The organism is Prosthecomicrobium pneumaticum (assembly GCF_014199915.1).
Classification (GTDB): Bacteria; Pseudomonadota; Alphaproteobacteria; order Rhizobiales; family Kaistiaceae; genus Prosthecomicrobium; species Prosthecomicrobium pneumaticum.
This window is the reverse complement of sequence record NZ_JACHOO010000002.1, coordinates 350,756-364,305: the sequence shown is the minus strand read 5'-3', so window position 1 is coordinate 364,305 and position 13,550 is coordinate 350,756. Positions and strand designations below refer to the sequence as shown.

Annotated in this window: 11 protein-coding genes; 3 read left to right on the top strand and 8 right to left on the bottom strand. The window is 69.9% G+C overall.

Features of this window, described 5'->3' with window-relative positions:
- Positions 1-22: 22 nt before the first annotated feature.
- From GGQ63_RS05345 to GGQ63_RS05335, 3 genes are read right to left on the bottom strand one after another with little or no spacing between them, the layout of a single operon-like run.
- A complete protein-coding gene (locus tag GGQ63_RS05345; protein WP_183853310.1) occupies positions 23-1,492 on the bottom strand; it encodes an ATP-binding protein in 1,470 nt (489 codons plus the stop codon).
- Between the two features lie 2 nt (positions 1,493-1,494).
- Positions 1,495-2,214: a response regulator gene (locus tag GGQ63_RS05340; RefSeq protein WP_183854035.1), complete on the bottom strand. Its 720-nt coding sequence runs from the start codon at positions 2,212-2,214 to the stop codon at positions 1,495-1,497.
- 18 nt (positions 2,215-2,232) lie between these two features.
- On the bottom strand, positions 2,233-2,769 hold the full coding sequence (locus tag GGQ63_RS05335; protein WP_183853308.1) for a MarR family winged helix-turn-helix transcriptional regulator: 537 nt from the start codon (positions 2,767-2,769) through the stop codon (positions 2,233-2,235).
- Positions 2,770-3,007: 238 nt separating this feature from the next.
- On the opposite strand from GGQ63_RS05335, the gene GGQ63_RS05330 reads away from it, so the two are divergent.
- Positions 3,008-3,907, top strand: coding sequence for a branched-chain amino acid aminotransferase (locus GGQ63_RS05330; protein WP_183853306.1), 900 nt, complete (start codon positions 3,008-3,010; stop codon positions 3,905-3,907).
- A 148-nt stretch (positions 3,908-4,055) separates the two neighbouring features.
- Here the strand turns inward: GGQ63_RS05330 and hemF are convergent, their stop codons facing one another.
- A complete protein-coding gene (hemF, locus tag GGQ63_RS05325; protein ID WP_183853304.1) occupies positions 4,056-4,937 on the bottom strand; it encodes an oxygen-dependent coproporphyrinogen oxidase in 882 nt (293 codons plus the stop codon).
- A 28-nt stretch (positions 4,938-4,965) separates the two neighbouring features.
- Positions 4,966-5,475 carry a tRNA (cytidine(34)-2'-O)-methyltransferase gene (locus tag GGQ63_RS05320; protein ID WP_183853302.1) on the bottom strand — a complete coding sequence of 170 codons (510 nt, stop codon included), beginning with the start codon at positions 5,473-5,475 and terminating at the stop codon, positions 4,966-4,968.
- Positions 5,476-5,527: 52 nt separating this feature from the next.
- Here GGQ63_RS05320 and GGQ63_RS05315 point away from each other — a divergent pair, with 52 nt between their 5' ends.
- Positions 5,528-7,375, top strand: coding sequence for an ABC transporter ATP-binding protein (locus tag GGQ63_RS05315; RefSeq protein ID WP_183854033.1), 1,848 nt, complete (start codon positions 5,528-5,530; stop codon positions 7,373-7,375).
- A 21-nt stretch (positions 7,376-7,396) separates the two neighbouring features.
- On the opposite strand, the gene GGQ63_RS05310 is transcribed toward GGQ63_RS05315, so the two are convergent.
- The 3 genes from GGQ63_RS05310 to GGQ63_RS05300 all read right to left on the bottom strand — a co-directional run bounded on the left by GGQ63_RS05310 (position 7,397) and on the right by GGQ63_RS05300 (position 10,113).
- Positions 7,397-8,191 carry an ABC transporter ATP-binding protein gene (locus GGQ63_RS05310; RefSeq protein WP_183853300.1) on the bottom strand — a complete coding sequence of 265 codons (795 nt, stop codon included), beginning with the start codon at positions 8,189-8,191 and terminating at the stop codon, positions 7,397-7,399.
- On the bottom strand, positions 8,188-9,069 hold the full coding sequence (locus GGQ63_RS05305) for an ABC transporter permease (protein ID WP_183853298.1): 882 nt from the start codon (positions 9,067-9,069) through the stop codon (positions 8,188-8,190). The genes GGQ63_RS05310 and GGQ63_RS05305 overlap by 4 nt, the downstream gene beginning before the upstream one ends.
- Before the next feature lie 90 nt (positions 9,070-9,159).
- Positions 9,160-10,113, bottom strand: coding sequence for an ABC transporter substrate-binding protein (locus GGQ63_RS05300; RefSeq protein WP_183853296.1), 954 nt, complete (start codon positions 10,111-10,113; stop codon positions 9,160-9,162).
- 453 nt (positions 10,114-10,566) lie between these two features.
- Between GGQ63_RS05300 and GGQ63_RS05295 the strand changes: the two genes are divergently transcribed.
- Entirely contained in the window at positions 10,567-12,402 is a 1,836-nt protein-coding gene (locus GGQ63_RS05295; protein ID WP_183853294.1) for an ABC transporter ATP-binding protein, read from the top strand.
- Positions 12,403-13,550: the final 1,148 nt, after the last annotated feature.

The following is a 13,550-nucleotide window of genomic DNA, read 5'->3' as shown; positions in this document are numbered from 1 at the left end:
CTGGCCTTCGCGGACCCCGCGGTCAGGCCGGGATGCGCACCCGGGCGCGCAGGCCGCCGGCGGGGCCGTCCTCGAGCGTGATCTCGCCGCCATGGCCGCGGGCGATGTCGCGGGCGATCGCGAGGCCGAGGCCGGTGCCGCTCTCGTCGAGATTGCGGGCCTCGTCGAGACGATAGAAGGGCTTGAAGACGATCTCGCGCTGTTCGGGCGCGATGCCGGGGCCGTCATCGTCGACGACGATATCGAGCCATCCTCCGGCATGGGTGCCGGCGATCGAGACGGTCTCGCCATGGCGGCAGGCATTGGCGACCAGATTGCCGAGGCAGCGCTTGAAGCCGTGCGGCCGCAGCCGGACGGCCGGCGGGCCGGCGAAGCGGGTGGTGACGATATGGCCGGCGCGCCGCGCCTCGTCGGCGAGCTCGTCGAGCATCGCCGCCATGTCGGTCTCGGCCGTCTCCTCCTCGGCGTCGCCGCGGGCGAAGGCGAGATAGCCCTCGAGCATTTTCTGCATGTCGTCGACGTCCTTGCGCAGCGCCTCGACATCCGGCCCGCTGCCGAAAAAGGCGAGCTGCAGCCGGAAGCGGGTGAGGATCGTGCGAAGGTCGTGGCTGACGCCGGCGAGCATTGCCGTGCGCTGGTCGATCATGCGCTGGATGCGGTCGCGCATCTCCATGAAGGTGATCGCCGCCCGCCGCACCTCGGTGGCGCCGCGCGGCGTGAAATCGTCGACCGGCCGGCCCTTGCCGAACTCGTCGGCCGCCTGGGCGAGCCGCTGGATCGGCCGGATCTGGTTGCGCAGGAAGAGGATGGCGATGGTGAGCAGAACGAGGCTGGTGCCGACCATCCACAGGATGAAGATCTCGGAATTGGAGGCGTAGGTCTGGCTGCGGCGGGCGAGCACGCGCAGCACCGCTTCGTCGAGCCGGATGCGGATCTCGACGAGGTTCGAGCGTCCGACCGTGTCGATCCAGAACGGCTTGCCGACCTGGCTTGTGAGTTCGCGCGAGAGCGCGCTGTCGAGGAGCGAGAAGAAGGGCTTCGGCCGCACCGCGGGCAGCGGATCGGGCGGCAGCAGATCGACGGTCAGGTTGAGCTGGTCGCGCGCGACGCGCAGGATCTCGTCGGGCGAGGCACCCGCCGGCCGGGTCTCGAGCAGCTCGACGATCGCGGCGACATCGCGCACCGTCGCCGCCGAAAGCCGGCGCGTCACGGTCTGCCAGTGCCGCTCCATGAAGACGAAGGCGACGACCGACTGCAGGATGACGATCGGCGTGATGATGATGATGAGCGCCCGGGCATAGAGCCCCTTCGGCATGACCGCGGTCAGCTGCGCGCCGAGGAAATCGAGCGGCACGCGCGCCCGGCGCCAGAGCGGGGCGGCGACGACGCCGGCCCGGATGAGGAAGCGGCGCACCGCGCGCGCCGCCGGGCGGCGGAACCAGGGCTTGAGCGGTCCGGCGGCCCGCGCGGCGATGCCGGGCCGCCCCGCCATCGTCAGGCCTCCGTGACCAGCCGGTAGCCGATGCCGCGCACCGTCTGCAGGAACAAGGGATTGGCCGGGTCGACCTCGATCTTGCGGCGGAGCCGGTTGATCTGCACGTCGACGGTACGCTCGCTCGCCGGATCGTCGCCGGCGAGCAGCGCCTGGCGCGGTACCGTCTCGTTCGGCGTCGCCGCGAAGACGGCCATGATCTGGCGTTCGCGTTCGGTCAGCCGGATCGTCTCGCTGCCGCGGCGCAGCTCGCGCCGGCCGAGATGGAAGGAGAACGGCCCGAAGCGGACCTGCTCGATCAGCGGCGAGGCGACCGGCGCGCCGCGCCGCAGGATGTTGCCGACCCGCAGAAGCAGTTCGCGCGGCTCGAAGGGCTTGGCGAGATAATCGTCGGCGCCGACCTCGAGACCGCGGATGCGGCTCTCCGCCTCCGCCCGCGCGGTCAGCATCAGGATCGGCACGTCATTGTCGATGCGCAGGCTCTCGGTGAGGTCGAGGCCGCTCTCGCCCGGCATCATCACGTCGAGGATCAGACAGTCGAAGGCGAGGCCTTCGAGCCGGCGGCGCGCATCCGCCGCATCCGCCGCGACGGTGACGCGATAGCCGTTGTCGCGCAGATAGCGCGACAGGAGATCGCGCAGCCGGCTGTCGTCGTCGACGACGAGGAGATGGGGCGCGTCGTCCTCGGGCGGGGCGGCCTCGGGCCGGTCGGTCTCGATCATCGGTGGCATTGCGGGACCCTAGCGTGCCGTCAGCCGCGCGACGGCGTCGCGATCGGCGGGATCGACGACGAGGCGCAGGAAATGCTCCGCCCCGGCGCGTTCCTTCGGGTCGAGCGCGTCGAGCGCGGCGGCGATCCGGCGCGCCTGCGGCTCGATCAGCCGCTCGGCCAGCGCCCGGCCCTTCTGCGTCGGATAGAGGAGGCGCTGGCGGCGGTCGACCGGGCCGGGGCGCTGCTCGACGAAGCCGGTATCGACCAGCTCCTTCAGCACGCGCCCGAGACTCTGCTTGGTGATCTTCAGGATGTCGAGCAGGTCGGCGACGCGGATGCCGGGATTGCGGTTGACGAAGTGCACGACCCGGTGATGCGCCCGCCCGAAGCCGAAATCCTCGAGCACGGCGTCCGGGTCGGACACGAAGTCGCGATAGGCGAAGAACAGGAGCTCGATCAGCGCCACTTCGGGAATCGCCTCGCGGGTGAGCGGCTCGGCGATCGGCGGCGCCGAGGACGACGCCTCCGGGTCCGATGCGTCAGCCACGAAATTTACGTCAGCCATATTGACATATTTCGGTTCGATTGTTACGTCTCATGCGGTCCCGGCGAAAGGATCGTCCGCGCCCACCGTCCGCCTTCCTCACGGCAATTCTCCGGCCGAAGGCCCTCGATCGGCAGCTTATCGACTGTTTCGCCGCGGCGCAAAACGCGTCTGACGGTGCTATGCCGCCAAACCCGCGACGCGATAGAATGCCTTTACGAGAGGGCCGTCGGGACGGCCCCTGCCCGAGGAGCGAGAGATGTCGGTTCCCTTCGACCAGCGCGACGGATTCATCTGGCTGGACGGGGCGTTCGTGCCCTGGAAGGAAGCGAAGGTGCATGTGCTCACCCATGCGCTGCATTACGGCAGTGCCGTGTTCGAGGGTGAGCGCGCTTATGGCGGCGAGATTTTCAAGCTGACCGAGCATTCCGAGCGGCTCGTCGAATCCGCCCGCATCCTCGGCTTCAAGGTGCCCTATACGGTCGCCGAGATCGACGCGGCCTGCAATGCGACGCTCGCCAGGAACGGCCTCGTCGACGGCTATATCCGGCCGATCGCCTGGCGCGGCAGCGAAATGATGGGCGTGTCGGCGCAGAAGAACACCATCCACCTCGCCGTCGCGGCGTGGGAATGGCCGTCCTATTTCAGCCCGGCCGAGCGTCTGAAGGGCATCCGGCTGCAATGGGCGAAATATCGCCGGCCGGACCCGGCGACCGCGCCGTCGCGTTCGAAGGCGGCGGGTCTCTACATGATCTGCACCATCTCGAAGCACGAGGCGGAAGACAATGGCTATGCCGACGCGCTGATGCTCGACTGGCGCGGCCAGGTGGCGGAGGCGACCGGCGCCAATGTCTTCTTCGTCAAGGACGGTGTCATCCACACGCCGAAGGCGGACTGCTTCCTCGACGGCATCACCCGCCGCACGGTGATCGACCTCGCCCGCGCCCGCGGCTACGAGCTGATCGAGCGGGCGATCATGCCCGAGGAGCTCTCGACCTTCTCCGAATGCTGGCTGACCGGCACGGCCGCCGAGGTGACGCCGGTGTCGGAAGTCGGCGAGTTCCGCTTCACGCCGGGCGCGATCACCAAGACGCTGATGGACGACTACTCCGCCGCGGTCCGCCCGGCCGCCGTCCAGAAGCGCGCCGCCAACGCCTGAAGGCCCTCACCGAACCCTCTCCCGCCTTGCGGGGGAGGGATGCCCGGCGTTGCTGCGGTCCGCGGAGGGACCGCTTCATCCGGCGCAATCCCGCCCGCGGACGGAATGCCTTCCCCCCTCTCCCGCGGCGCGCGCGAGGGGGTGGCCGTCAAGGCCACTTCACCACCGGGGGCATGGAGGAGAGGATCGAATCGATATTGCCGCCGGTGCGCAGGCCGAAGATCGTGCCGCGGTCGTAGAGGAGGTTGAACTCGACATAGCGGCCGCGCCGCACGAGCTGTTCCTCGCGGTCCTCCGCCGTCCAGGGCGTCGCCATGTTGGCTTCCACGAGCCGGGGATAGATGTCGAGAAAGGCGAGGCCGACCGAGCGGGTGAAGGCGAAATCGGCGTCCCAGTCGCCCGAGGCGAGGCCGTCATAGAAGATGCCGCCGACGCCGCGATGCTCATTGCGGTGCTTGAGGAAGAAATAGCTGTCGCACCAGGCCTTGTAGCGGTCGTAATCGGCGACCGTATGGCCGGCGCAGGCGGCCCGCATCGCGGCGTGGAAGGCGAGCGTGTCGGGGTCGTCCTGGCTCCGGCGCCGGTCGAGCACGGGCGTCAGATCGGCGCCGCCGCCGAACCATTGCTTCGTCGTCACCACCATGCGGGTGTTCATGTGCACGGCCGGCACGTTGGGGTTCGTCATATGGGCGATCAGCGAGATGCCGGAGGCCCAGAAGCGCGGATCGTCGGCGGCGCCCGGGATCTCGCTGCGGAACTCCGGGGCGAACTCGCCGTGGACGGCCGAGACGTGGACCCCGACCTTTTCGAACAGCCGGCCGCGCATCATCGCCATCGTGCCGCCGCCGCCATCGGCGCCGGAATGATCGACCCGCTTCCACGGCCGCCGCTCGAACCGCCCGGCGGGGCCGTCGTGGAGCGCGGCGGGGGCGGCGTCCTCGAGCGCCTCGAAGGCGGCGACGATGCGCTCCTGCAGCGCGGCGAACCAGCGGCTCGCCTGCGCCTTCTGCTGGGTGAGGAGATCGGTCATCGAAGGCACCTCGTCTCGGGACGGTTCGTCATGGACCAGGAAAGGCCGGATCGGAAGGGCCGGCCGCAGCCGCGCCCGATGCCGGAAAGCCGCCGGTCTGGCGCAGCGCCTCGCCGGCGACGAGCGCCACCGTCATGGCGAGGTTGAGCGAGCGCAGGCCCGGCCGCATCGGCACGCGCAGCCGCGCATCGGCCGCGCCGTGCACCGCCTCCGGCACGCCGGCGCTTTCCCGGCCGAAGAGGAGCACGTCGTCCGGCCGATAGGCGAGGTCGAGATGCGACGCGCCGGCCTGCGTCGTGAAGAGGACGATTCGTCGCCCCGCGGCGCGCGCTTCCGCCTCGAAGGCCGCGAAGGAAACGTGGCGCCGGAGCGTTGCATGCCCCAGATAGTCCATGCCGGCGCGCTTCAGGCCGCGATCCGAAAGATCGAAGCCCGCCGGCTCGATGATCTCGACCGTGAGGCCGAGGCAGGCGGCGAAGCGCAGTATGGTGCCGGTATTCTGCGGGATGTCGGGCTGGTAGAGGGCGATCGAGGGCATCGGGTCCTTATAGCCGAGCCGCGTTGCGGCCGAACGAGGGAGAATGCGCCGGATGCTGAGGCGCTTCGAGACACTGATCGATCCGTTCGGCCTCGGCCGCGGCGCGCCGCCGGCCGGGCTTCTCGCCTTCTATCGCCATTTCATCCGCCAGGTCTGGCCGTGGATCCTCGCGCTGCTCGCAGCCGGGCTCGCGGTGTCGCTCGCCGAGGTGGCGATCTATTCCTATGTCGGCCGGCTCGTCGACCTGATGGCGTCGAGCGCGCCCGGCGATTTCGTCGCGGCGCATTTCTGGACGCTCGTCCTGATGGCGGTCGTCGTCGTGCTCCTGCGGCCGCTCGCCAATGCCGTGCAGACGGTGCTGTCGAACCAGATCCTGCCGCCGGCGCTCACCGCGCGGATCCGCTGGCAGAGCCACCGGCACGTCATCGGCCAGGCCTACGCCTTCTTTCAGAACGACTTTTCCGGCCGGATCGTGTCGAAGGTGATGATGACCGGCCCGTCGCTGACGCAGTCGATCACCCAGGTGATCGACGCGCTCTGGGTGGTCACCGTCTTCGCGACATCGGCCTTCGTCATCTTCGCCGATGCCGACACGCTGATGGTGGTGCCGCTCACGCTGTGGATCGGCGTCGTCGCGGCGATGGCGGTGTTCTTCGTGCCGAAGGTTCGGGCGCGGGCCGAAGCGAGCGCGGAGGCGCGGTCGCAATTGACCGGCCGGGTCGCCGACGTCTACGGCAACATCCAGACGGTGAAGCTCTTCGCCCGGCCCGATGTCGAGGATCGCGGCATGCGCCGCGCCTTTTCCGATCAGGTCGAGCGCCTCCTCGACCAGAACCGTCTTCTGACCACCGTCTCGGTGCTGCTGTCTGTGGTCAACGGCGTTCTGATCGCGACGACGGGGGCGCTCGCGGTCCGGCTGTGGATGACGGGCGCCATGACGCCGGGCGAGACCGCCGTTGCGCTCGGTCTCGTGATGCGGCTGACGGTGATGTCGGGCCGGGTGATGTCGACGCTGACGAGCCTCTTCGACAATCTCGGCACGGTCGAGGACGGCATGAAGACGATCGCCCGGCCGCACGCGCTCGTCGACCGTCCGGACGCGGCCGCGCTCGCCGTGCCGAAGGGCGAGGTGCGCTTCGAGGCGGTGCGCTTCGGCTATGGCGGGGCACGGCCGGTGATCGACGGCATCGATCTCGTCGTGCGGCCGGGCGAGCGGATCGGCCTCGTCGGCCGGTCGGGCGCCGGCAAGACGACGCTCGTCAGCCTGCTCTTGCGGCTCTACGATCTCGAGGGCGGCCGTATCCTGATCGACGGGGCGGACATCGCCGGGGTGACGCAGACGTCGCTGCGCGCCGCGATCGGCGTGGTGACGCAGGACACCGCGCTCCTCAACCGCTCGATCCGCGCCAACATCGCCTATGGCCGGCCCGACGCCTCCGACGAGGCGGTGATCGCCGCGGCGAAGCGGGCGGCGGCGCACGATTTCATCGTCGGCCTCTCCGACCTGAAGGGCCGCAAGGGTTACGACGCCCATGTCGGCGAGCGCGGGGTGAAGCTCTCCGGCGGCCAGCGGCAGCGCATCGCCATCGCCCGTGTGCTTCTGAAGAACGCGCCGATCCTCGTCCTCGACGAGGCGACCTCGGCGCTCGATTCGGAGATCGAGGCGGTGATCCAGGAACAGCTCGGCGGGCTGATGGAGGGCAAGACGGTGATCGCCATCGCCCACCGCCTGTCGACCATCGCGGCGATGGACCGGCTGATCGTGATGGATGCCGGCCGCATCGCCGAGACCGGCAGCCACGCCGAGCTGCTCGCCCGCGGCGGCCTCTATGCCGAGCTCTGGCGCCGCCAGTCGGGCGGCTTCCTGCCGGAAGAGATCGAGGCGAAGGCGGCGGAGTAGCGCCCGCCCGGGCGGCGGCGCTCAGCTCACCAGCAGCGCGTCGTCGTCGAGCGCCTGGCCGCGGGCCTTGCGGAACATCGCGATCAGGTCCTCGACGCCGAGCGATCGGCGGCCCTCGCCCGCGACGTCGAGGATCACCTTGCCCTCGTGCAGCATCACGGTGCGCGTGCCGTGATCGAGCGCCTGGCGCATCGAATGGGTGACCATCAGCGTGGTCAGCCGGTGCCGGTCGACGAGCGACTGGGTCAGCCCCATGATGAACTCGGCCATGCCGGGGTCGAGCGCCGCGGTGTGCTCGTCGAGGAGCAGCACCTCGCTGCCGGCGAGCGTCGCCATGACGAGGGAGAGCGCCTGGCGCTGGCCGCCGGAGAGCAGGTCCATGCGGTCCTCCATCCGGTTCTCGAGGCCGAGCCGCAGGCCCGCCACCCGCTCGCGGAAGGTCTCGCGCCGCCGGCCCGACAGGGCGAGGCCGAGGCCGCGGCGGGCGCCGCGCGCCGCGGCGAGGGCGAGGTTCTCCTCGATCGTCAGCGCGCCGCAGCTGCCGGCGAGCGGATCCTGGAACACCCGTGCGACGAGCTTCGCCCGTTCGGCCGTCGCGACGCGGGTGACGTCGCGCCCGCCGATCGTCACCCGGCCGGAGGAGGGGATGACGTCGCCGGCGAGCACGCCGAGCAGCGTCGACTTGCCGGCGCCGTTCGAGCCGATCACGGTGACGAAGGAGCCGGCCTCGATGGTGAGATCGAGGCCGGCGAGCGCGGTCTTTTCGAGCGGCGTGCCGCGGCCGAAGACCACCGAGAGGTTCGAAAGCGCGATCATGCGGCGGCCCTCCCGCGGCGCAGCCGGGGCAGGACGAGCGCCGCGGCGACGAGAACGGCGGTGACGAGATTGAGATCGGAGGCCTGCAGGCCGAGCACGTCGCTCGACAGCGCGAGCTGGATGGCGAGCCGGTAGAGCACCGAACCGAGCACGCAGCCGACGAGCGCGAGGAGGATCAGCCGCGAGCGGAACAGCGTCTCGCCGACGATCACCGCCGCGAGGCCGACGACGATCGTGCCGACGCCGGAGGTCACGTCGGCGAAGCCGTTGGTCTGGGCGAACAGAGAGCCGCCGAGCGCAACGAGGGCGTTCGACAGCGCCATGCCGAGATAGATGTGGACGCTCGTCTTCACGCCTTGCGCCCGCGCCATGCGCGGATTGGCGCCCGTCGCCCGCATGGCGAGGCCGAGATCGCTCGCGAGGAAGCGCCAGACGAGGAGGAGCACGACGAGCGCCAGGACCCCGACGAAGAGCGGCCGGACGTAATAGTCCGGCAGGCCGAGCCCGTAGAAGGGCGTCAGCATGGTCTCCTGATTGATCAGCGCGACGTTCGGCCGGCCCATGACGCGCAGATTGACCGAGAAGAGCGCGATCATCGTCAGGATCGAGGCGAGCAGGTTGAGGATTCGGAAGCGCACGTTGAGGAAAGCGGTGACGAGCCCGGCCGCACCGCCCGCGAGCATCGCCGCACCGGTCGCCGCCCAGGCGTTCCAGCCGGAGAGGATCAGCACCGCCGCGACCGCCGCACCGAGCGGGAAGGAGCCGTCCACCGTCAGATCGGGAAAATCGAGGATGCGAAAGGCGATGTAGACGCCGATCGCGACGAAGGCGAAGACGAGGCCGAGTTCGACGGCGCCGAGGAATGCGATCTGGCTCAAGGGAGGCCTCTTCGGAGCGCGGCATCCTTCTCGGGGCGCCGGGCCGCTTCGGGAACGAGCGGGTCCGGCCGAGCCGGACCCGCCGTCGCGTTATTCGATGACCTTGCTCGCGCGGTCGAGAACGGCCTTCGGCAGGTCGAGGCCGATCTTCTTCGCCGCACCGGTGTTGACGACGAGATCGGTGCCGGTCGCGACGGCGACCGGGATGTCGGCGGGCTTCTCGCCGTTGAGGATCTTCACGACGACCGCGCCCGTCTGCTTGCCGACGTCGAAATAGTTGAAGCCGAGCGCGGCGATGGCGCCACGGGCGACGGAATCGGTATCGGCGGTGAAGAGCGGGATCTTGCTCTCCTGCGCCACGCCGATCGCCGATTCGAGCGCCGAGACGATGGTGTTGTCGGTCGGCACATAGATCGCGTCGACCCGGCCGACCAGCGCGCGGGCGGCGTTCTGCACCTCCGAGGAGCGCGTGGCGGCGGATTCGACGACCGCGATGCCGGCTTCCGCGCTGCGCTTCTTCAGCAGATCGACGAGGGTGACCGAATTGGTCTCGCCCGGATTGAAGAGCACGCCGATCGTCTTCACCGACGGCACGATCTCCTTGATCAGCGCGACGTGATCGCCGACCGGCGACAGGTCGGAGAGGCCGGTCACGTTGCCGCCCGGCTTCTCCATGTCCTTGACGAGCTGGGCGCCGACCGGATCGGTGACGGCGGAGAAGACGACCGGGATGTCGCGCGTCGCCGAGACGACCGCCTGCGCCGAGGGGGTCGAGATCGGCACGATGACGTCCGGGCCCTCGCCGACGAACTGCCGGGCGATCTGCGCCGCGGTGCCGGGATTGCCCTGTGCCGACTGGTAGGTGAAGGTGAGGCCTTCGCCTTCCTTGAAGCCGGCTTCGGCGAGCGCCTCCTTGACGCCGTCGCGCACGGCGTCGAGCGCCGGATGCTCGACGATCGCCGTCACCGCGACGGAGACGTCGCGCGCGAAGGCGGGCTGGACGAGCGCGGCGGTGGCGATCGCCGCGAGTGTAACGAACCGCATGGACGTTGCCCTTGTTCTTGGGTGTCGATCCCCCGGCTCAGGTGAAACCAGCCCGCGGGCGAGAAGTCAATTTCGGGTGGCATCGCCCGTCGGGATGCGCTCCGGTCGCCCGCTGTCACCGATCCGCAACAGGGCGGTGGGAAAGCCGGGGCGGTTCCGTTTTCCCGGGTGACGGCGGCGCCGGCTCCGCTATAACGCCCTCGTCCGGTCGACCTCGTCCCGGACATCCCGCAGCGCACCAGGAGGGACGGATGAGCTTCATGTCGCCGAACGTCCTCGCGTGGCGCGCCCTCCCGGTCCTTTCCGGCTTCTGATCTCCTTCAGACTTCCCGAACGGCTCCCGGCCCGCTGACGCGCTTTTCCCGCGCGCCGGCCCGCTGTCCTCGCTTCCCCATCCCCCTCCCGGTTCCCGCGCGACGTGTCCATCCACGCGCGCTGCCTCGGATTCCCGTCATGTTCCGCACTTTCGAACGTCTCATCGATCCGTTCCGGCCGCACGACGGCGGCATGCCGCCCGCGACGCTCATCGGCTTCTACGTGCATTACTGCCGGCAGGTCTGGCCGCTGCTCGCCGCGCTGATGGCGATCGGCCTCGTCGTGTCGCTGATCGAGGTGTCGATGCTCTCCTATATCGGCTCGATCGTCGACATGCTGCGCGTCACCACGCCCGACCGGGTCTTCGACGAATACGGCCCGAGCTTCCTCGCCATGGCGGGCGTCATCCTGCTCGCCCGGCCGGTCGCGCAGGTGGTGCACGACCTCCTCGTGCAGCAGGCGATCGCGCCCGGCTTCACCAATCTGATCCGCTGGCAGACCCACCGCTATGTCGTGCGCCAGTCGGTCAATTTCTTCGCCAACGACTTCGCCGGCCGGATCGCCTCGAAGATCGTGCAGACCGGCCCGGCGCTGCGGGAATCGGTGGTGCAGATCATCGACGCGATCTGGTTCGTGATGATCTATGCGGTCTCGGCGCTCTATCTCTTCGCGCAGGCCGATCCGCGCCTGATGGTGCCGCTCGTCCTGTGGATCGTCGGCTATGCGCTGACGCTCGCCCGTTTCGTGCCGAAGATCCGCGACCGCTCGACCGAGATGTCGGAGATGCGCTCCGTGCTGACCGGCCGGATCGTCGACAGCTACACCAACATCCAGACGGTGAAGCTGTTCGCCCATCCGGAGCGGGAGGACGACTATGCGCGGGAATCGCTCGTCGAGCACACCCGCACCTTCCAGAGCGAGACCCGGCTGATCACGGCGATGAACGGCACGGTGGCGACGCTCAACGGCCTGCTCGTCGTCTCGACCGGCGCGATCGCCATCGGCCTGTGGTCGGCGAACGACATCACGCTCGGCGCGATCGCCCTCGCGACCGGGCTCGCCATCCGCATCACCAACATGTCCGGCTGGATCATGTGGGTGTCGATCGGCGTGTTCGAGGCGATGGGCACGGTCCAGGAGGGTCTCGAGACGATCGCCCGTCCCTTCGCCCTCGTCGACCGGCCGGCGGCGAAGGATCTCGCCGTGACGCGCGGCGAGATCCGCTTCGAGGATGTGCGCTTCCATTACGGCAAGGCGGGCGGGGTGATCGACGATCTCTCCTTCACCATCCGGCCGGGCGAGAAGGTCGGGCTGGTCGGCCGCTCCGGCGCCGGCAAGTCGACGCTCGTCAACCTGCTGCTGCGCTTCTACGACGTCGAGCGCGGGCGGGTGACGATCGATGGCGAGGACGTCTCGGCGGTGACGCAGGACAGTCTGCGCCGGCAGATCGGCCTCGTGACGCAGGACACCTCGCTGCTGCACCGCTCCGTCGCGGACAACATCCGCTACGGTCGGCCGGAGGCGAGCGACGCCGAGGTGATCGAGGCGGCGAAGCGGGCGCACGCGCACGACTTCATCCTCGGCCTGTCCGACCCGCGCGGCCGGACCGGCTATGACGCCCATGTCGGCGAGCGCGGCGTCAAGCTCTCCGGCGGCCAGCGGCAGCGGATCGCGATCGCCCGGGTGCTCCTGAAGGACGCGCCGATCCTGGTGCTCGACGAGGCGACCTCGGCGCTCGATTCCGAGGTCGAGGCGGCGATCCAGGAGAGCTTCGGCCGGCTGATGGCGGACAAGACGGTGATCGCCATCGCGCACCGCCTGTCGACCATCGCGGCGATGGACCGGCTGATCGTGCTCGATGCCGGCCGGATCGTCGAGACCGGCAGCCACGAGGAACTGCTCGCCCGCGACGGCCTCTATGCCGGCCTGTGGCGGCGGCAGTCCGGCGGGTTCCTGGACCTCGAGGCGGCGTGAGGGGAGGCCGGGCGGGGGGCGAGGGGGGCGGCAGGACGGTCGAGGGGCGGACGGTTCGAGAATGCGGAGCCCTCGGCTCCCTCGAGAACATCCGTCACCCCGGCCTCCGTGCCGGGGTCCATAATCGTGGCGCGTGGCGAAGGGCGCATCGGCGCCATGCCATCGCCCGTCATCCCGGGCCGAGCGCGGCGGAGACCGGGATCCATCACGCCGAACCGTCCTCTGTTGCATGGGTTCCCGCCTTCGCGGGAAGGACCGGCCAAAGACGCCGGCCGGCACGATTACGGATGCCGGCACGGAGGCCGGCATGACGGGTGGAGGGGGCGTTCGGAGAGCAGGACGGCCGAGGGACGGGCGGTTCGGGGATGCGGAGCCCTCGGCTTCCTCGAGAACACCCGTCACCCCGGCCTCCGTGCCGGGGTCCATAATCGTGTCGCGTGGCGAAGGGCGCATCGGCGCCATGCCGCCCGTCAACCCGGGCGTCGATCCGGGAGCGATCCGGCGCACCGGCTCCACCGTCCTCCTCGCGAGGGCGAGGGTCCATCACGCCGAACCGTCCTCTGTTGCATGGCGCCTTCGCGGGAAGGACGGGTGGGAAGGACCGGCCAAGGACGCCGGCCGGCACGATTATGGATGCCGGCACGGAGGCCGGCATGACGGGTGGAGGGGGTGTTCGGAGAGCAGGACGGTCGAGGAGTGGACGGTTCGAGGATGCGGAGCCGTCGGCTTCCTCGAGAACATCCGTCACCCCGGCCTTCGTGCCGGGGTCCATAATCGTGGCGCGTGGCGAAGGGCGCATCGGCGCCATGCCATCGCCCGTCATCCCGGGCGTCGATCCGGGAGCGATCCGGCGCACCGGCTCCACCGTCCTCCTCGCGAGGGCGAGGGTCCCTCACGCCGCCGTCCCCGCGCACCGGGTTCCCGCCTTCGCGGGAAGGACGGGTGGCGAGGAGCCACCGAGGACGCCGGCCGGCACGATTATGGATGCCGGCACGGAGGCCGGCATGACGGGTGGAGGGGGTGTTCGGAGAGCAGGACGGTCGAGGGACGGGCGGTTCGGGGATGCGGAGCCGTCGGCTTCCTCGAGAACACCCGTCACCCCGGCCTCCGTGCCGGGGTCCATAATCGTGTCGCGTGGCGAAGGGCGC